The sequence below is a fragment of the Pseudorhodoferax sp. genome (assembly GCF_047601025.1).
Taxonomy (GTDB): Bacteria; Pseudomonadota; Gammaproteobacteria; order Burkholderiales; family Burkholderiaceae_C; genus Pseudorhodoferax.
On the sequence record NZ_JASGJZ010000001.1, the window covers coordinates 4,349,500 to 4,368,115 of the forward strand.

16 protein-coding genes, 2 pseudogenes and 1 other annotated feature are annotated in these 18,616 nt (G+C 62.6%); of the genes and pseudogenes, 8 read left to right on the forward strand and 10 right to left on the reverse strand.

What is annotated here, in order from left to right:
* Positions 1–76: 76 nt before the first annotated feature.
* The 6 genes and pseudogenes from QM782_RS20225 to QM782_RS20250 form a co-directional block, all read right to left on the reverse strand.
* Positions 77–760 (reverse strand): hypothetical protein, encoded by a 684-nt coding sequence (locus QM782_RS20225; protein WP_415204674.1) that lies wholly within the window; start codon positions 758–760, stop codon positions 77–79.
* A 121-nt stretch (positions 761–881) separates the two neighbouring features.
* Entirely contained in the window at positions 882–1,865 is a 984-nt protein-coding gene (locus QM782_RS20230) for an IS5 family transposase (RefSeq protein WP_415202385.1), read from the reverse strand.
* A gap of 54 nt (positions 1,866–1,919) precedes the next feature.
* Entirely contained in the window at positions 1,920–2,744 is an 825-nt protein-coding gene (locus tag QM782_RS20235) for a toxin VasX (protein ID WP_415204675.1), read from the reverse strand.
* Positions 2,745–2,846: 102 nt separating this feature from the next.
* Positions 2,847–2,996 carry a DUF6708 domain-containing protein gene (locus QM782_RS20240; protein ID WP_415204676.1) on the reverse strand — a complete coding sequence of 50 codons (150 nt, stop codon included), beginning with the start codon at positions 2,994–2,996 and terminating at the stop codon, positions 2,847–2,849.
* A gap of 58 nt (positions 2,997–3,054) precedes the next feature.
* Positions 3,055–3,772: pseudogene (locus QM782_RS20245) on the reverse strand (DUF6708 domain-containing protein); the annotation flags it as partial.
* A complete protein-coding gene (locus QM782_RS20250) occupies positions 3,772–4,410 on the reverse strand; it encodes a hypothetical protein (protein ID WP_415204677.1) in 639 nt (212 codons plus the stop codon). The gene QM782_RS20250 and the pseudogene QM782_RS20245, both read right to left, overlap by 1 nt.
* 91 nt (positions 4,411–4,501) lie before the next feature.
* Here QM782_RS20250 and QM782_RS20255 point away from each other — a divergent pair.
* Positions 4,502–5,685, forward strand: a protein-coding gene (locus QM782_RS20255; protein ID WP_415204678.1) for an IS3 family transposase whose coding sequence is annotated in 2 segments (ribosomal slippage) — positions 4,502–4,757 and positions 4,757–5,685 — 1,185 coding nt in all. Because the reading frame shifts where the segments join, the coding sequence is not laid out codon by codon here.
* Positions 5,686–5,695: 10 nt separating this feature from the next.
* Here the strand turns inward: QM782_RS20255 and QM782_RS20260 are convergent.
* The 3 genes from QM782_RS20260 to QM782_RS20270 all read right to left on the reverse strand — a co-directional run bounded on the left by QM782_RS20260 (position 5,696) and on the right by QM782_RS20270 (position 8,681).
* Positions 5,696–6,214 (reverse strand): contractile injection system protein, VgrG/Pvc8 family, encoded by a 519-nt coding sequence (locus QM782_RS20260; protein ID WP_415204679.1) that lies wholly within the window; start codon positions 6,212–6,214, stop codon positions 5,696–5,698.
* Positions 6,215–6,295: 81 nt separating this feature from the next.
* Positions 6,296–7,240 carry a DUF6708 domain-containing protein gene (locus QM782_RS20265; RefSeq protein WP_415204680.1) on the reverse strand — a complete coding sequence of 315 codons (945 nt, stop codon included), beginning with the start codon at positions 7,238–7,240 and terminating at the stop codon, positions 6,296–6,298.
* A gap of 166 nt (positions 7,241–7,406) precedes the next feature.
* Positions 7,407–8,681, reverse strand: a complete 1,275-nt coding sequence (locus tag QM782_RS20270; protein ID WP_415204681.1) for an IS256 family transposase — start codon at positions 8,679–8,681, stop codon at positions 7,407–7,409.
* A gap of 129 nt (positions 8,682–8,810) precedes the next feature.
* Here QM782_RS20270 and QM782_RS20275 point away from each other — a divergent pair, with 129 nt between their 5' ends.
* Positions 8,811–9,911 carry an Imm71 family immunity protein gene (locus tag QM782_RS20275; RefSeq protein ID WP_415204682.1) on the forward strand — a complete coding sequence of 367 codons (1,101 nt, stop codon included), beginning with the start codon at positions 8,811–8,813 and terminating at the stop codon, positions 9,909–9,911.
* A 74-nt stretch (positions 9,912–9,985) separates the two neighbouring features.
* A complete protein-coding gene (locus tag QM782_RS20280) occupies positions 9,986–12,199 on the forward strand; it encodes a type VI secretion system Vgr family protein (protein WP_415204683.1) in 2,214 nt (737 codons plus the stop codon).
* Position 12,200: 1 nt separating this feature from the next.
* Here QM782_RS20280 and QM782_RS20285 read toward each other — a convergent pair.
* A protein-coding gene (locus tag QM782_RS20285; RefSeq protein ID WP_415204684.1) for an IS3 family transposase occupies positions 12,201–13,426 on the reverse strand; the annotation gives its coding sequence in 2 pieces (ribosomal slippage) (positions 12,201–13,138 and positions 13,138–13,426; 1,227 coding nt in all).
* Positions 13,032–13,148: a sequence feature (AL1L pseudoknot), on the reverse strand. Its footprint overlaps the gene before it by 117 nt.
* Before the next feature lie 175 nt (positions 13,427–13,601).
* Between QM782_RS20285 and QM782_RS20290 the strand changes: the two genes are divergently transcribed.
* The 5 genes and pseudogenes from QM782_RS20290 (at position 13,602) to QM782_RS20310 (ending at position 18,613) form a co-directional block, all read left to right on the forward strand.
* Entirely contained in the window at positions 13,602–14,576 is a 975-nt protein-coding gene (locus QM782_RS20290) for a DUF2515 family protein (RefSeq protein ID WP_415204685.1), read from the forward strand.
* A 14-nt stretch (positions 14,577–14,590) separates the two neighbouring features.
* Positions 14,591–15,481: a hypothetical protein gene (locus tag QM782_RS20295; protein ID WP_415204686.1), complete on the forward strand. Its 891-nt coding sequence runs from the start codon at positions 14,591–14,593 to the stop codon at positions 15,479–15,481.
* Positions 15,482–15,540: 59 nt separating this feature from the next.
* Positions 15,541–15,897 (forward strand): annotated as a pseudogene (locus QM782_RS20300) (contractile injection system protein, VgrG/Pvc8 family); the annotation flags it as partial.
* Entirely contained in the window at positions 15,894–16,880 is a 987-nt protein-coding gene (locus QM782_RS20305; RefSeq protein ID WP_415204687.1) for a DUF2345 domain-containing protein, read from the forward strand. The pseudogene QM782_RS20300 and the gene QM782_RS20305, both read left to right, overlap by 4 nt.
* Entirely contained in the window at positions 16,877–18,613 is a 1,737-nt protein-coding gene (locus tag QM782_RS20310) for a hypothetical protein (protein WP_415204688.1), read from the forward strand. The genes QM782_RS20305 and QM782_RS20310 overlap by 4 nt, the downstream gene beginning before the upstream one ends.
* Positions 18,614–18,616: the final 3 nt, after the last annotated feature.

Consider the following 18,616-nt stretch of genomic DNA (forward strand, 5'->3'; position numbering starts at 1 on the left):
CACGCCCGCATCTCCTGACATACGAGTTAGCCGCTCATGTTGGGCATTGTTCAGCGCTTCCTTAGGCGTATAGGTTTCATGAAGCACTGCGAATGCTCCAATCGTTGATGGTTTGCACAATCCCTGGCATGCTCTCTTGGTCGGGCCGGTAGATCACCGTCATGCGCACATCCTTGATGAACGTCCGACGGTCTTTCTCGTCCGCCAGTCCCACCCACTCGAAGAAATCACCCAAGCCTTCGGCAATTCCTCCGGGCTGTGCGGTGGCGAAGTGGCCCTTCACGCGCATCGTACGCAGCTTGGCATCCAGTTCGGCTTTCGGATCCTCAGAAGTTCCGAACACGCGCGGCTCATAGTGCAGGGTCTGCGGCGTGGCTTTACCGGCTTGGTAGCGAAAGAAGGCAATGCGTGTCATGGTCGCGCCATCAGGTGTGCCTTCGAACGTCACTTCGAGCGTGCTGCCATCCACCCAGCGCGGCAGTCGTATCTCGTAGAAACTGATCATGCCGTTATTGTTGCGGTCACGTACGCCAGAAATGCGGCCAGTTGCCGCGAACACGATACGCTGAAATTCGGTCAACTCCTCGATCAAACTGGAAAATGGTTTGGCCGCCGACTTGGTTCTCTTGTCGTAGTAAAGGTTTCCCTCCTTGCTGCGGTGGGCACCATTGCCGAAGGTGCCGTTATCCAGCCAGTATTCCAGTGGTAGCAGGTTGTCGTCGTCGGTGCTGTAGGCGTTGACTAGGGAAGCGCTGAACAATGCCCAACATGAGCGGCTAACTCGTATGTCAGGAGATGCGGGCGTGAGAACCCGGCCGATTCGAGCCTGACGAGCAGCGCCGCGCGCTCGTTTGCGGCCCTTTCCAGGCCGATTTGCTCGATCAAGACGCACCTCGGGCTTGGATGTCCAACAACGATCGCTTGGCAATCACCAGATTAGCCAAGCCGAACAGCGTGAACAGCTGCCCCTGGTTCTTGGCCAGCCCCTTGTAGCGAACCTTGCGATGGCCGAACAGGTTCTTCATCACATGGAACGGGTGCTCGACCTTGGCGCGCACGCTGGCCTTCAGTTGCTCGGCCTGCTCCAGCAACCGCGCCCACTTCCTCTTCAGTTCCAGCGCCCGGCGCTTGCCGGGCTGCATGGCAACGAACCAGACCGGCCCTTTGGCCTCGGGCCGCTTGTCCACGCCGCGGTAGCCGGCGTCACCGAAGGCCGAGGCCTCTTGCCCGTGCAGCAGTGCTCCGGCCTGCGTCACGTCGTTGACGTTGGCTGCCGTGGCGATGACCGTGTGCACCAAGCCCGACTCGGCATCCACCCCGATGTGCGCTTTCATACCGAAGTGCCACTGGTTGCCCTTCTTCGTCTGGTGCATCTGCGGGTCGCGCTCACCCTTGGCGTTCTTCGTCGAACTGGGCGCGGCGATGATGGTGGCGTCCACGATGGTGCCCGCGCGCATCAGCAAGCCTTGCTCGCCCAGGTGGGCGTTGATCTCGTCGAAAAGCGTCCTTGTCAGGTCGTTGGCCAGCAGCAGGCGTCGGAACTTCAGCAGCGTCGTGGCGTCGGGCACCGACTCGCGCGACAGGTCGATGCCCACGAAGTCGCGCATGGACTGGCTGTCGTACAGCGTGTCCTCCAGCGCCTCGTCGGCCAGGCCATACCACTGCTGCAAGCAGTACATGCGCAGCATCTTGGCCACGCCGATGGGCGGGCGGCCTACCCGGCCGCCGCGCGGGTACGAACGCGCAATGGCTGCTTCCAGACGGGCCCAAGGCACGAGGCGCTCCATCTCGTCGAGAAACCTCTCTCGCCTCGTGCGCTTCTTCTTCAAGGCGTACTCGGCGCTGGCAAAGCTGCGTTGGTTCATACCCTGATGCTGCCTTCGTGGTGTCAATCTCGCATCGCGGTCAGCACGGATAAATCAGCGCCTCCCTAGCTTGGTCACGCCCGCGCCGCGGACGCTGTCGGCCACCATCTGCCCATGGTCGAGGGCGGAGGTGTCGTCCGTGGCGTCGAAGTCCCAGCGCTGCACATCTTTCCAGCGCGTCGACTCCTTCACCGCCACGTAGTCGGCGCTGAGCAGGTCCACGAGCTTGAGGTTGGCATTGAAGTCCTTGGAATCTTGCAGCGCCGTCTGCAGTTCTGCCTGCTTGACGTGTTTCATGAAGCGGTCAGGCCCGTAGTTGCGGTCGTACCAGGGCCCGGGGTTCTCCTCTGCGCTCTTGCGTACGGCCTCCACCGCCTCGGCGACGATGCGCGCGCGGGCGCGTTTGCCGTCCCGGTCGAACAGGCCCGTGGATTGCGCCACCTTCAAGGCCGTCTCATCGCGCGAGGCACCCAACTCGATGACGTTGTTCACCGGATCGTTGAGCACGATGAGGCAACCGGTCTTCCCTGGCGTGTGACGTGAAATGTGCGCCATCTTCTGGGCCAGCGCTGCGGCCTGGCCGGCACGGTTGCGCAGAGGGGTGACTTGGGTCTTGTTGATGGCAGTTTGCGTGGCAACGCTGGTGAAATCGGCGACGTAACTGGGCAGAGTCGTTGCGCCAGCAGCAGCGCCGTGAGGAACGGTCTTGCCGGCGCCGAGGTCGTTTTTGGCCGCGGCGGTGACATTCACGGGTGTCATGCGGGCTGTGCGTCGGCCATCCTTGTCGTTTCGATAGTCGTCCAGCACCTGCTGAGTCCAGCGGTAGCGGCTGTAGGCCAGCCAGATCGTGGTGTGCTTTTCGGGATCGATCGCGATCAATTGCGCCGGAATGTTGTCGCCAGCGACGGGCTGGAGACGTATGTGGGGCGGAATGACCCGGAATGAGTTCCCATCGTTTTGGCTGCAATTCGCCGCAGGCCACTACGACCGCGACTGCTCATCCATCCCCGGCGGCCAGACCGCTTCAGGCGCGAGCTTGTTGACGACATAGTTGCCCAGCCCAAACAACAGCCACATCGGGAAGAGCATTGATATCAACACCATTATCAAGAAGCCCAGGAAGCCTTTCATGCGCGCGCGCCCAGCGGCCTTCCTGCGTGGGTGCAAACCATGGCATGGCGAACAGCAGGCAGTTCAAAAAACCCGGGTTCGGATTGCGAATGTTCTGCGGCGGAAGGTCTTGCAGGCCCTTGGCCATGTAATGACGCAACAATGCCCAGAGGTCTTCGTACTGCGCCGTGGTCACGGCGCCTTGTTGCAGCCGGAAGCTGTCTACCACTTCCAGTGGTGCCGGGCTTGCAGGACACCAGCAGCAGGTCATAGTGCTGGGTAACCACCTCGCCCGAAGCGCCCAGGCGCCGCACGACGCAGGCTTGCACGGTGTTCCAGTCCCAAACCTTGACGCCGCCGCCCCACTTGCCGAACGGGTTGTGCGTCCAGGCGTAATGGTTGATGAAGACCTTGCCTTGGCGGCGGTTGAAGCGAACGGGACGGTCACGGGGGACGGAGAAATCCAGGCGGAAGAGGAACCATGCCAACGGCACAAACATTGCCAGTGGGAGCAAGGTTAGACTCAGCGTCCAGGTTTCCCCGCTATCCAAGTACGCCAGTAGCGGTAGCCCCGTCAGAAATAGCAAAGCGGCTATGGCTATCGCACCAAGAACTGCCGCAATTCCTCTCGGCAGATCCGATGCCATCGAGAACTCCAAATACCACTCATCAAGGTGATTGATCTCGTCCTGGCCATCGGGCGTGCCTGACAGCGGTGCTCCTCGAAGCGGCAGGTCCTCAAGCCAACCCTGCGGCGGCGGTTCGAGTCGTGGCGACTTCTGCTGCGCGTCAGCCATCAATCCGACTCGCTCAAAGCCAGGCTGGCGCGGCCACGGGCATCAAGCGTGTCGGGCACGTACTCGGCCGTCAATTTCACGTCTTGAAAGTAGCCCACATTGACTTCCACCTTGACTTCGACCACGCGCATCGAGCCGTCCTTGCCCTCGGCGCGCGGAGGTGAGATCACCAGGTTGCGGTAGTACTTGGTGTGATCGATGTTCTGTGCGCGCGCCTTGGCACGCACCACGATGGCGCTAGGGTCATCAGGCAGTATTCCATGACTACCACGCGCCAGGGTCAGATTGGGCGCACCTCTGCGGCCCAGCGCCCGCAGCTGCCACTCATAGGCGGCATGCTGCGCATCGAAGTAGGGGAAGCTGATCTTGGCCTTGACGGTATCCCACGTCCAATCCCCAAATCCCCACCCGTCGTCGTTGAAGCCGGTTTCGCCTCGAAGGCCCAGAATGACGCCATTGAGTTGCTTGAGTTCGTCATCGACTTCGGCGTTTGACCATGGGCGGTCAGCGAGGTTCTGACCACGCGCGAAGCGCTTGCCCTTGCCCCAGTAACAGCGATCCAACCAAATTCCTGCTTGGGTGTCTTCCGCCTTTGCAGCGAAGTAGAGCATTGCAACACCAGCTGCGATAAGCAGCATCGCAATTCCAAGTGGACCAAGCAGTGCTTGAGCTTGCCCCCGAAAACCGCATTCCTTGCTGAGTGGTTCAATCCAAGCAAGGAGAACGGAAGTGACGAAGACGACGAGAGCGCGCTATACGCTGGAGTTCAAGCTCGAAGCGGTGAGGCTGGTCAAGGGCGGGCAGAGCCTGAGCGCGACGGCCAAGATCCTGGGGATTGCCGAGCAGACGCTGCACAACTGGGTCAAGGCTGATCGCAAGGGCAGCCTGCAGGGTCCGGGGACGAAGCCGGTGAGCCCGGAGCAGATGGAGATCGCGAGGCTGCGCGCGGAGCTGGCGCGGGTGAAGATGGAGCGCGACATTCTGGGAAAAGCGACGGCGTACTTCGCGAAGGAGCGGGGGTGAAGTACGCCTGGATCGAGAGCCACCGCAAGGTCTGGCCGGTGTCTGTGGCCTGCCAGGTGCTGGGCGTGAGCCCGAGCGGGTATCACGAGCGCAACCGGCGCGAGCGAGGGCCGAGCGATGGCCCACGCCGCGGCCTGAGTAACGACGCGCTGCTCGTTCACATTCGCGCCGTGCACACCCAAAGCAAAGGCGAATACGGCTGGCCCAGGGTGTGGAGGGAGCTGCTCACGCGAGGCGTGCGCGTGGGCAAGCAGCGGGTACAGAAGCTCATGCAACTGCACGGCATCAAGGCCAGGTCCAAGCGCAAGTACAAGGCCACGACCGACAGCAACCACGGCCTGCCGATCGCGCCGAACCTGCTGGAGCGCGACTTCAACCCCGCTGAGCCCAACGCCGCGTGGAGCAGCGACATCACCTACATGGCCACCGACGAAGGCTGGCTGTACCTGGCCGTGGTCATCGACCTGTTCAGCCGCCAGGTGGTGGGCTGGGCGATGAAGCCGCACATGAAGACCGAGTTGGTGGCCGATGCGCTGCGCATGGCCTGGTTCCGTCGGCATCCGCCCCAGGGGCTGATCTTCCACAGCGACCGGGGCAGCCAGTATTGCAGCCAGGAGTTCCAGAACACGCTCTCGGGCTACGGGATGCGCAGCTCGATGAGCCGCAAGGGCGACTGCTGGGACAACGCCGTCACCGAGAGCCTGTGGGGCTCGCTGAAGGTGGCGAGGCTGCACGGCCGGCGCTTCGAGACAAGGCGCGAGGCGATGGACGAGGTCATCGACTGGCTGACCTTCTACAACCATCGACGACTGCACTCGACCTTGGGCTACGTCAGCCCGATGCAGTACGAACGGGCTTGGCTCGCTGCCCAGGAAAAGCGAGCCGCATAATTGAACTCGGCTATGGGATGCGGAAGTCGAGGGCAAGCTCAGCTGCGCCAGTTGCAGCAGCCCACCCCCCAACCATGCCGCCTACGATGAGAAACGCTGCTGCACTGGCGTAGAAACCCATGGCGTCATAGTCACCGCGACGCCAAGTCCGAACCGAAGCCATCCCCGCCTGCACCCCTTCAATGATCGATGCCGCACCGCCGATGATGCCGCCGATGCGCCCAACCCGCGTGGCCCATTGTGCCGCCGCCAGCTTGCCTCCCGCGCTGACAAGTTCAAAACTCGCGCCGATGGCACCCACACTGCCCGCAATCACCAACACGCGAGCTTCGAAGCGGTCGCGCCCGGGGTCCAGGCCGTCGTGCAGCGGGTGGTCGACGAGGGTGAAGGTGGCGCCTGGGGCGGCGTCGCGCAGCGTGCCGCTGGCCTGCAGCCGCTCGCGGTGCGCGTCCAGCGCCTGCATCTGGCGCAGGGCCAGGCGCTCGCCCTGGGCGGTGTCCTCGTAGGCGTACTGGCCGGGCACGTCCACCAGGGCCAGCGCGTCCAGGCCGCTGGGCAGGCGCTGGCCGGCGTACTTGAAGTTTTATTGAGCGTCTTTTGAACGGAGCGCTCAGCCTGGCAGGCCTCCCGCGCGGTGCCGGCCGTCGCGCACCCAGGGGTCGCCGGGCTCGATGGCGCATTCGTCTTCCACCCACTGAGGCCAGCGCGGGATCTTGCTGGTGCGCATGACGATCCAGCGGAACAGGCTGATGGGCAGGAAGAAGACCTGTAGCAGCAGTTGCAGCAATGGCATGCCCTTGAGGCTGGCTGTCAGCAACTCCCATCCAAAGAGCCAGTTCTCCTTTTCTTTGTCGACGCCGGGCAGCATGATCAGCGGCACAGGCTTCAATGCTTCGAGAGTCGGCCCCGGGCCTTCTTCCATGTAGCGGCGAAAGAACTCGAAGAACATCAGCTGGTTCTGCCGACCTGGCTCACCGGCATCCACCAAGCTCAGGCCGATGGACTCCTTGACCGTGGCACCGTCTTTGTCCAGCAGGTGCCCCATCACATTCAGGTCACCCCCTCCCATCCCCAGTTTGGTGTTGTAGATCGTCCAGTAAAACTCATCCCACCCCGCCTTGAGCACCGTGCCGTCGCGCCGAAATGCGTACACCTGCCGGTTCTTGCGGTTCAGCCGGATCGGGTAGTGGGTGTAGGTGAAGGCATCGGACAGGAATGCCTTAGTGACAAATAAAGCGACTCCCGCCGGAATCAAGGCAGCAACAGCGAAGAACCAGTCGCTCATCGTCGTAGCCAAATAGATGCCAGCGCCGATCGCATACAGCGCCACGGCGAAAAACGTGGTGCCGACCATCGCCACAAACCCCCTCATCGAGTACCACTTGTCCACGCACTCGACAAAAGTGCTGTTGAGCTTGATGAGCGACATGTCGTAGTGCATCCGGTCGCTTGCACGGCGCTTGACGTCGAAGTGGTGTTCCCGCTCGTAGTCGTTCAGCGGGCGATTGACCAGGAAGCCCTTGGGGCCCATGCCATAGGCACTGAAGGTAGTCATATGGGGTCAGGCTGCTATTCGGCCAGGGCCAGCTTGTATTGCTTGATGTGTGTTGCGGGTATCGGGAGAGTCCGAATTTCTGTGTTCGAGGCGCTGAGACTTTTGCACGGCGGCGGTCGGCGCTTGCGACGAGGCGAGCGACGCGGTGGGAAAGTCGGTCTTGATCCTACGCGACGGTCCTGGTGAACCGGTCTTCGTAGAGGATCGCGAACTGGTTCATCGCCTCCTTCCAGTTGTGCGCAGCACGACCCCAGTCGGCCGTGATATTGCGCAGGGCCAGCCAGATCAGTTTGCTGGCCGCGTCGTCACCGGGGAAGTGCCCGCGGGTCTTGATGATCTTGCGCAGCTGCGCGTTGATGCTCTCGATGGCGTTGGTCGTATAGATCACCCGGCGCACTGGCGGCGGGAACGCGAAGAACGGGATCACGCGATCCCAGGCCCGGCGCCAGGCCGCCGCGACGGTTGGAAACTTCTGCCCCCAAGGGCCCTGCTCGAACGCATCGAGTTCGGCCTGCGCCGCCTCGGCGCTGGCCGCGGTGTAGATCGGCTTGATGGCCGCGGCCAGCAGCTTGCGCTGCTTCCAACTGGCGTAATCCAGGCTGCTGCGGATCAGGTGCACGATGCAGGTCTGCAGCGTCGTGGCCGGGAACACCACGCCCAGCGCCTCGGGCATGCCCTTGAGGCCATCGGTAACGGCGATCAGGATGTCGTTGATGCCGCGCGTCTTCAGGTCATTGAAGACCTTCATCCAGAACTTGGCCCCTTCCGTGTTCTCGATCCACAGCCCCAGGATGTCGCGCGTGCCGTCGGGCAAAACGCCCAGGGCCAGATAGATGGCCTTGTTGCGCACCACCGCGTCCTCACGGATCTTCACGCGCAGCGCGTCGAAGAACACCACTGGGTACATGGCCTCCAGCGGCCTGGCCTGCCAGGCGCCGACCTCGGCCATCACGGCGTCGGTGACACTGCTGATGAACTCGGGCGAGACCTCGGTGGCGTATTGCTCGGCCAGGAAGGCCTGGATCTCGCGCACGGTCATGCCTCGGGCGTACATGGCCACGATCTTGTCGTCAAAGCCGGTGAAGCGCCGCTCGTGCTTGGCGATCAGCAGCGGCTCGAAAGAGCCATCACGGTCGCGTGGCACGTCAATGCGCAGCGGGCCGTCCTCGGTCAGCACGGTCTTGCCGCTCGTGCCGTTGCGCTGGTTGGCGCTGCTCTCGGGCTTGTCCGCCCCGCTGCGATAGCCCAGGTGGTGGCCGAGCTCGGCGCCCAAGGCGCGTTCGATGAGCGCCTTCTTGAACGCCATCGATGCGGCGTTGACCGCCTCGCCGGTCATGGGGCCGGTCACGAACTGGTCAAGCAGTTCCTTGGGGATCGACGGCAACGCCGCCGACTTGGCCGCGATGGCCGCATTCTTCAACTTCGTCTTGCTCTTTGGCATAGATGCTCCTCAGGGTCATGCTATGCCTCAAACACAAAATTCCGGACAGGCTCCCGGCACCGTGCAGACCGCACGTCTCGCTGCACGTGAACAGGCCAGCAAGGAACACCGCGAGGTTGTCATCGCTCCATGAACATCCCTCTCCCCCGCCAGGACGTGCTGCTGCCCAACGAACACGAGCGCAAGCAGATCTTCTACTGGCTCAAGCAGGTCTCGTCATGGACTGCGTGGAACCGCATCCTCGGTTATTACAAGGCATGGGCGGACGCTGCCGAGCAAAGTGTGCGTGCCGCCGACAATGCGGGGATTCTGGAAAAGTCCACTATTTTGTATGACGACTACGTCTACATCCTGAAAGGCCTGGCCCATTGCGAGGAAGGCGTGCGACGTCTGCGCAAAGGCGACAAGCGCGTGTTTCAGTACAACGCCCATGGCGAGTTCGCGATGGCCGGTCGTGCGCCCGATTATTGGCATGCCGGCATCTGGGGACGTGGCGAGATGGGCATCGACTACGAGCGCACTCCCCATTGGGAGGAGTTCGAGTGCACACTAAAAAAATTCAACGCAGCATCTGGTGAGTGTTCCGTTGATATTCTTGAAAGCGATGATCTAGACGCCGCTGCGCCCTTTTCCTATGGTCCGTGGATTCATGAATGGAAATCCAAGATTTGGTTTCCAGATTCGCTTTCTGACGTCCCCAACCCCACGGATGATGTCCTGGTCCGTACCGGTAAGCCCATCCCCTGTTCCGGCATCTGGGAGCCGGTAGACGCCCCAAAGCCCAAGGGATTCAGCCTGTTCAAGCAGCCGCCGCCACGTGGTCCGTTCCCTATCATCGGCTGCATGAACTATCTGCACGGTGGCTCGCCGGCCCCGCGTGCGACCCAGAGGACAGCCGATAGTGAGGAACTCCATCACGTCGATGTCACCTGGCGCCTGCTGTGGCGCGACGACCGCTACGAGGATGGCAGCATTCCCGAGGAAGAACGTGATTACCGTTTCTTGCAGCCCGGCCCCATCAATCCTCCTCAACCCACGCCATTGACGACAAAACAGTCAGAGGTGCTGGCAGGGGTTCCGTCAGGACAACCCTGTCCACGTACTGGTTACTGGCTGACGCCAGCCCGTGCCGATAGTCGCCGCCATTTCGAACGTGGTGAACTGATGCCGGACCTCAGGAGTGACTATGGCGCCACCATTTGGCAGTGGGATTCTCGGCAAGCCGATTGATTGAGACGTGGCAATAGGCGCTCCAACCACTTTTTAAGCCGCTGGTCGAGTTGTTCACTGCACCGAGCAGGCATTTGATCACCGACCGGCAGGCCGAGCGGGACGACCTGGGCGAGCTGCGCTTCGCCGTGCAGCACGCCAGCGCCAACCTGCGCGGCCAGCGCGACGCGGTGACCGCGTTCATGGCCCAGCGCAGCGTGGTGGCCAGCGCCGTGACGCTGGCCAGCTGGGACTACAAGGCCCTGTCGGGCACGGCGGGCCAGGCGGCCAGCGCGCTGGCGCTGGGCGAGATCCCGGCGCTGGAGGTCTACGACGGAACAGGCGCCTACCGCTACGCCGACGCCGAGCATGCCGAGCGCGCCGCGGCACTGGCACTGGCGGCGCTGGAGCTGCAGGCCAAGCGCTTCGAAGGCCAGGGCAGTGCCCGGCACCTGAGGGCCGGCGCCGAGTTCACGCTGGTGGACCACCCGCTGTACGGGCCGAACACCAGCGCGCCGGACTACGCGGGCGCACGGACCGCCTCACGCCAGCGCCCGGACAACGCCTTCGTGGTGCTGGCGGTGGAGCACCACGCCAGCAACAACCTGGGCGGACAGCTGGGCGGCGGCATCGCGAGGCTGGACGAGGGGCCGACGACGCTGGAGGCCGGCACGTACAAATGCCACTTCCACTGCGCGCCGGCGGCCGCGGCGCTGGTGCCGGCGCGGGTGCGCAAGCCCACGGCGCCGGGGCTGCAGACCGCGCTGGTGGTGGGCGTGGCCAACGAGCCCGTCACCACCGAGCGCGACCTGCGGGTGAAGGTGCAGTTCGCATGGCAGCGCGGCCAGGCGCCGCTGGCCGGCGGCCTGGCCCACGCCAGCACGACCGACGCACAAGGCAACGCCCCGGGCGACGAACGCAGCGGCACCTGGGTGCGGGTGGCAGTGCCCAGCGCCGGCGCCAACTGGGGCAGCGCCTTCGTGCCGAGGGTGGGCACGGAAGTGGCGGTGCAGTTCATCGAAGGCGACATCGACCGCCCGGCGATCGTGGGCCAGCTGTACAACGGCGCGGACCCCCCGCCGTTCGCGGCCGGCGCAGACGCCGGCGTGAACCACCCCGGAGTGATCAGCGGCCTGCACAGCCACGCGCTGGACGGTGCCGGCTACAACCAATGGGTGCTGGACGACGCCACGGGCCAACTGCGCATGCGGCTGGCCAGCAGCCACGCCGGCGCGCAGCTGAACCTGGGCCACCTGATCCAGCAGCCGGCCAACTCGGCGCAGCGCGGCGCGTGGCGCGGAGCGGGCTTCGAAGCCAACACGCAAGGCTGGGCCAGCGTGCGCGCAGGCCACGGCCTGCTGGTCTCGACCACGGCGCGCGCGGGCAGCTACGGCAGCGCGCAGTCCACGCAGATGGACGCGGCCGAAGCCGTGGCGCAGCTGAAGGCCGCGCGCGAGCTGGGCCAGCGGCTGGGTGAGGTGGCGGCCCAGGGCGGGGCGCAGCCCTTGACCAGCCACGACGCCAACCAGGCCACCGAGAAGTTCATCCACGCCATCGACCCGAAGGCCGAGGGCAAGCACGCCGGCGCGGTCAACGGCCAGCCGGCCCAGCAGGCCGGGGCCGACGGCCGCACACTACAGGAAGGCGAGGCCGGTGCGGTGGCCGCCTTCGCCTGGCCGCAGGTGCTGCTGGAGACCCCCAGCACGGCAGCGCTGGCCAGCGAGGCAGGCATCACGGCCTTCGCCGGACAGGACACCAGCCTCGTCGCCCAGGGCGACCTGCACCAGGCCGCCGGCCACACCTACGCGCAGGTCTCGGGCCGCACCAGCAGCCTGTACACCCACCAGGGCGGGGTGAAGGCCTACGCGGCCAACGGGCCGGTGAGCCTGCGCGCGCACACCGACGCGCTGCAGATCTGGGCCGACCAGGACGTGACCGTCATCAGCGTCAACGACGAGATCCGCATCAGCGCGCGCAGCACGATCGAGGTCATCGGCGGGCAGAGCGCGATGGTGCTGGAGGGGGGCAACATCACCTTCAGCTGCCCGGGCACGTTTGCGGTCAAGGGTGCGACTCATGCCTTCCTGGATGGGGGGAGCAGGGCGGCTGAGTTGAGTAGGCTGCCCAGCACACGCGTTAACGTCTACGACGAAGTATTCGCTCTCAAAGATCCGCTCGGCAATACGCTTCAAGGCATGGCTTACAAAATAACCGCTTCCGACGGCGTTGAAAAGAGCGTGACACAGTCCGACGGTCAGTCTATTCGTCTATTGAACCGCCCCGGGTTTCGCGGAGGCCGGTTGGCTTGAGTCAGGCCGTGCTGGCCTGCTGCTCAAGATTGCGATAGTAGGTGGCCTCGAACACGGCCGGCGGCACGTAGTCCAGCGGGGCCATCAGCCGATGGTTGTTGAACCATGACACCCATTCCAGGGTCGCCAGTTCGACGGCCTTGCGGGTCCTCCAGGGCGCCCGGCGATGGATCAACTCGGCCTTGAACAGCCCATTGATCGTCTCGGCCAAGGCGTTGTCGTAGGAGTCGCCCTTGCTGCCTACCGAGGGCTCGATGCCGGCCTCGGCCAGCCGCTCGGTGTAGCGGACGCTGACGTATTGCGATCCGCGGTCGCTGTGACACACGAGCGAACCGTCCTGGCCGGGCTGGCGGGCATACAGGGCCTGCTCCAGGGCATCGAGCACGAAGTCCGTGCGCATGCTGGTGCTCACCCGCCAGCCCACGATGCGTCGCGAGAACACATCGATCACGAAGGCCACGTACAGCCAGCCCTGCCAGGTCGAGACGTACGTAAAGTCCGATACCCACAGCTGGTTCGGGCGCTGCGCATTGAACTGGCGATTGACCAGGTCCTGCGGGCATGGCGCACGCTCATCGCCGATCGTAGTGCGCACCACCTTGCCGTGCACGACACCTCGCAGCCCCAGGCGGCGCATCAGGCGCTCGACGGTGCAGCGTGCCACCGTGTGGCCTTCGCGTTGCAGTTGTCGCCAGACCTTGTCGGCCCCGTAGACCCGCAGGTTGGCCTGCCACACCCGTTCGATGTGGGGCATCAGTTCGTGGTCTCGCTGGGCTTGGCCGCTGAGCAAGGCCGCATCGCGCTGCCGGGCAGCGTGCCGCCGGTAGGCCGATGGGGCGATCTGCAGCAGCCTGCAGATCGGCTCGACCACATGCAGCTGGCGGTGCCGGTCCACGAAGGCGTACATCACTTCAGTCGGCGGTCGAGCTCCGCCTGGGCGAAAAACGTGCTGGCCAGCTTGAGGATCTCGTTGGCGCGGCGAAGCTCGCGCACTTCGCGCTCCAGCTCCTTGACGCGATTGGCCTCGGCCGTGGTCACGCCTTCGCGCTGACCCGTGTCACGCTCGTGCTGACGCACCCAGTTCAGCAGCGTCTGCGGCGTGCTGCCGATCTTGCCGGCGATCGATACGACCGCCGCCCACTGCGATTCGTGCTCCCCTCGGTGCTCGAACACCATGCGCACCGCTCGCTCGCGAACCTCCGGCGAAAATTTCACTGACTTCCTCATGATGGCTCCATCTTCTCAAACGAGGGAGCCTCCTCAAAAACCGGGGCGGTTCATATCGACTGCCGAAATAGAGAAGATAAGCTTCGAGCTTCGATGGTTTGATATTGATGTAAAGTAAAGGGCTAGAGAATTTTCTGGTCTTATGTATTATTAATGAATAGATCGGAGCGCCCAATTGGCTGACGGAATTGCTGTCGAGGCTATGACCAACTCCACGCCGAACTCGTGTGTGGATGTTAAGTGTGACTGCAATACGATGTGGTCACTGGTGCAGCAGCTCAGCTATTTACGGCTTAGCCAAGAAACGGGTGACTTTAAGGCCACGCTTGTGGCGGATCCTGCTGTCCGCGCACGTCGTATTGCCGCAACCTATGCTCGTTTCTACTTGGAGCAGGAAGAAGGGTGCGATCGCCAAAAGAAAGGCCGGTTCTACTGGATGGCTTTGGGCGCTTTTGCGAGCAAGACGGTGGCATGCACGCTGGAATTGCGGCGTGTTCGAATGCAAGCGATGTTCACGTCAAAAGTTAAAGATGGCCTGAGCAAAGGGAATCTCTGGCTCTTCTGTGATATCAGTGGGTGGCATTGGTATTATTGCAAGTTCTCAAATAGCTTTGATGCTTGCTTTGATAGCCGTAATGCTGGAAATTATGTGCCAAAAGTTAAGGCGCAGTTGGCGAAGTTGCCTTGGAGTGGGGAGGCACTTCCGAAAATTAATCAGATGGCTATGTCGGCATCAATTAAAAATGGATTCGAGAAAATCAAGGATTTTGAGGCAGAAATTGATCCTGTCGAAAGGTGGAATATACAATTTAAGCACTTGATGGCGATTGCTGAGCACGAGAAAGGTGTAATTCTTCAGCCGCTAATCTATAGAGATAAGGATTTTGTTGGTTGGCTTGAAATTCAGAGAAGTTCTTGGGTCAATTGGGCTAGTCCAAATCTTGAGTTGGTGTTCAGTAGTGCGTGCATTTCCGACGATGCGGAACTGAAATCAGTAGCGCCGAGCGAAACTAAACTTGAAGATCTGTCAAGTCGGATGCTCTGGATTGAGCAGGCTGCCGATAAGTTTCATAAATTAATGCAAAGGCGAAAGTTATATATGGAAGGTGAGATCCAAAAGATGGCTGCCTGGGCTGCGCTAAGCGATTAATAATTTCATATGATGTGGCTAATATTGCCGGATTGGTCATCGCTGCTGCTTTGCTTGTAGTCTCTGCCTGCGGCGAAGAAAAAAATGCCACCGATCAGCTGGTAATGGAAAATGGGAGCCCCGTAATGTCAGTGCCAGTATCGATCAATCTCGGAGAGATGGGGCCGAGTTTTGCAAAACGTTATCCAGGCATGGTGCGCGTTCAGCATCAGCCTGCGGGATTGGATTTTTACGAAATCATCTGGAATTCGAGGAACTTCGGTGAAGTCCGAATCAATCATGCAAAACATTCATTTGTTGTTGAGCGTGTTCTTGCTCTACTTTCCTCTCAGGATTTAGGTGAATTTGAGGGGGATGGGTTGGATAGTTTTTCGATTCGAGCTGCTATTGGTTCATCTGAATTGATATCCCATGATCAGGCTCGGTTGGTGATCTACAAAATCTTGGGGCGTATCCTTGATGCGGGATGGCGCCCCACAACCCCGCGTAGCCGTCCGAGACTCAGCGGTCAAGCCAGAATTGACTATGTTTTGAATGTTTCGTCGTCGATTGGGCTTGATGCGACACATATTCCAACCTATGATGAATGGATTCGAATAGAGAATCGTACGTCGTGGGGATTTTATGCGGATGGGATATTCATGGATGTCACGTTTACGCGTGCGCCAACTTTAACAGACCCGGCCAAGCCTGGGGCTTATTTTTTGACCTACAGAATAGAAACTGCACAAGAATATTTTCGAAGCTTTGCTGGGCCTGATAATAGAATTCGTTGGAAAGAAGTGTTGGCGCAAGAACTTGCCAAAGTGGCTGCTGTCCGTGCGCAGAAGGAGGCTGAATTGCGTGTCAAGGGCATCAGGATCGACGAGAGCTATCAGGATCCGCCAGCTCCGAAATTTGATTGAAACGATTAATCTCAATATCTTGACTACCCGCAAGCGCAGTACGAGTTACGGGTGAGCGCGACGCGGTAACGGCGTTCATGGCGCAGCGCAGCGTGGTGGCCAGCGCGGTGACGCTGGGCAGCTGGAACTACAAGGCGCTGGCGGGCACGGCGGGCCAGGCGGCCAGCGCGCTGGCGCTGGGCGAGACACCGGCGCTGGAGGTGTACGACGGCGCCGGCGCCTACCGCTACGCCGACGCCGAACATGCCGAGCGCGCCGCGGCGCTGGCGCTGGCGGCGCTGAAGCTGCAGGCCAAGCGCTTCGAAGGCCAGGGCAGCGCCCGGCACCTGAGGGCCGGCGCCGAGTTCACGCTGGTGGACCACCCGCTGTACGGGCCGAACGCGAGGTCGCCACACAAGGCGGGGCGCAGCCCTTGACCAGCCACGACGCCAACCAGGCCACCGAGAAGTTCATCCACGCCATCGACCCGAAGGCCGAGGGCAAGCACGCCGGAATAGTCAACGGCCAGCCGGCCCAGCAGGCCGGCGCCGACGGCCGTGCGCTGCAAGAAGGCGAGGCCGGGGCGGTGGCCGCCTTCGCGCGGCCGCAGGTGCTGCTGGAGACGCCCAGCACGGCAGCGCTGGCCAGCGAGGCAGGCATCACGGCCTTCGCCGGACAGGACACCAGCCTCGTCGCCCAGGGCGACCTGCACCAGGCCGCCGGCCACACCTACGCGCAGGTCTCGGGCCGCACCAGCAGCCTGTACACCCACCAGGGCGGGGTGAAGGCCTACGCGGCCAACGGGCCGGTGAGCCTGCGCGCGCACACCGACGCGCTGCAGATCTGGGCCGACCAGGAGGTGACCGTCATCAGCGTCAACGACGAGATCCGCATCAGCGCGCGCAGCACGATCGAGGTCATCGGCGGGCAGAGCGCGATGGTGCTGGAGGGGGGCAACATCACCTTCACCTGCCCGGGCACGTTTGCGGTCAAGGGCGCGACCCATGCGTTCCTGGACGGCGGGAGCAGGGCGGCTGAGTTAGAGGCGTTGCCGGTGGGATCGGCCACCGAAACTCCGCAGGAAATCGAACTTCACTACCACTACGACGACCTCACGCCCGTGGTCGGCGCGCCCTACAAGGTGGCGTTCGACGACGGCTCGGTCCGCCAAGGCACCCTTGACGCTGCCGGCCATGCCCTGCTGGTGGGCGTGCCCAAGGGGCCTTACACGGTGGAGTACGGCGAGGACGCCAGACCTTGGCAGTCGCCACCGCTTGAGTCGGATATCGCTGAACTCAAGACCGCCGAGAGCCAGCAGCAAGGCGTGGCCTTGATCGAGCAACTGCTCAAGAAGGAGCGCCCCTTGCACGAGCAGGAGGGGCGCTGGCCTGAGGCGGCCGAAGAAGAGGCCCCCGCATGAACCGCAAAGACATCGAAGGTTTCTTCCGAACCTTGCTTCTCGGCGACTTTGAAGAAGGCCAGCAGAACACCTCCGCCATGATCGTCGGAGGGTTGATCTCGATGATCCCCGTGCTCGACCAAGTGCTCGATGTACGCGACATCGCCGGCTCGATCTATCGCGTCAACAACAAGGGCGGTTTTGATAAAGCCACCACCGATGATGTCGTGACGGTCGCGTTCGCTGCCTTCGGCGCCGTGCCGGCGGTCGGCAGCGCCTTCAAGACCGCGTTCAAGCCGATGTGGAACAACCGTCGTGCGGCCAAGGGCATGGTTCAAGGCGGGATGAAGGCCATCGAGTCCATGCTCGGGCTGGGCAAAGGAGGTGCGGTCACCTGGGTGCGCAAGGAGGTTCTGGGCAAGTGGGCGGGTCGCACGCAGGAGGCCATCGCCAAGGCCAATGAAGCGCTGGAGGCGGTGATAAGCCTGAACCGCACGATTGCCAACCTCAAGGGCTGGAAGGATTGGCTGGTGCCTGATTCGATCCAGGCCTTGGCCAGAGCGCTGCTGCCGGGCTTGACCAGCATGCGCGGCAAGCTGGCCGCGCCGCTGGAGCGCGGTAGCCGGGAGATCCGCGAGTTGCTGGAAGACCTGCTGGGCGAACGCGCAGCCGCAGTGGTGATGGCTGTAGGCCAGCGCGCCGTGCCGGCCAGTGCGATCCCTGGCACGCGCCCGCGCAACGGCCACAACGCCGCAGCGCTCAAGCCCAAGGGCAATGCGCCGGCACGCCAGAAACCCAAGACCACCGGACCTTCGCCGACCACCGAAGTGAAGCCCGGCGCGGGCAGCAAGCACAGCGGTGTGCAGGCGACCGGCACGCTGATCGACATCGGCAACGCTGTGCTGGGGGTCAGCGGCGAGCACATTGCCGACTACATCTGCGCTAAGAAGTTTGGTTGGGGCAAGGGCTGGAAGGAGCACGACGCGGGCAACCAGGGCCGGTGGTCCAGCAAGCCGGACAAGGACACCGTGGGCAAGCTGAGCAAGGGCGGCAGCCCCAAGGTGGCGCATGCGCTGTACAAGCTCACCGATGGCGCCAACGGCACCGGCATCGATGCGGTGTGGCGGGCCGAAGGCCACAATGGCGGCAAACCCTATGCCATCGTGGAAGCCAAGGCCAGTGCGGACGAAGACGGGCCCAAGTTCATGCGCAGGAAGAACAACACGCGCAAGCCCAGCGTAGCCAGCAAGCTGGGGGTATCCGGCGCGGTCGATCCGAGCCAGTTGCTCGAACCGCTGGACGACGCCGGCAGCGCATCCGCGGGGGGCAAGGGCAAGCCCGGCGGCGGCAAACCCGGGGGTGGCAAGCCTGGGGCGGGCAAGCCCAAGGCGACGACGGGCACCGGCAACTCTGCATCAGGAACTTCACAGTCCGCGGGTGCGAGACCAAGCAAGTCGATATTGGTGCAGATGAGCAGGGAATGGATTCGGGAAAACTTGGAAAGTGCAGTTGGCTCATTAGCGGCTGACATTCGGCGCCGCGGCTACACGCGCCACCTGTTTTTCAGTCCGCTGTATCACCCTTGCGCTGAACGTCACGCAGAAGCACGTTTGAAGGGCGAAGCTGCTGCAACACACGCTGACCATGACGCGATTCACTACACCGAATCTGAAATCAAGATCGCAGTGAATAAGCGTAAGGCAAGCCTGAGGGGTAAATATGGTCCGCTCCCGAGCCTTTCCCAGGAGTCGTAATGC

Coding starts and splice junctions, on each gene's coding strand:
- QM782_RS20265 (WP_415204680.1), bottom strand. CDS start 7,240: ATGACTACCTTCAGTGCCTATGGCATGGGCCCCAAGGGCTTCCTGGTC.
- QM782_RS20230 (WP_415202385.1), bottom strand. CDS start 1,865: ATGAACCAACGCAGCTTTGCCAGCGCCGAGTACGCCTTGAAGAAGAAG.
- QM782_RS20250 (WP_415204677.1), bottom strand. CDS start 4,410: ATGCTGCTTATCGCAGCTGGTGTTGCAATGCTCTACTTCGCTGCAAAG.
- QM782_RS20270 (WP_415204681.1), bottom strand. CDS start 8,681: ATGCCAAAGAGCAAGACGAAGTTGAAGAATGCGGCCATCGCGGCCAAG.
- QM782_RS20275 (WP_415204682.1), top strand. CDS start 8,811: ATGAACATCCCTCTCCCCCGCCAGGACGTGCTGCTGCCCAACGAACAC.
- QM782_RS20310 (WP_415204688.1), top strand. CDS start 16,877: ATGAACCGCAAAGACATCGAAGGTTTCTTCCGAACCTTGCTTCTCGGC.
- QM782_RS20240 (WP_415204676.1), bottom strand. CDS start 2,996: ATGAAAGGCTTCCTGGGCTTCTTGATAATGGTGTTGATATCAATGCTC.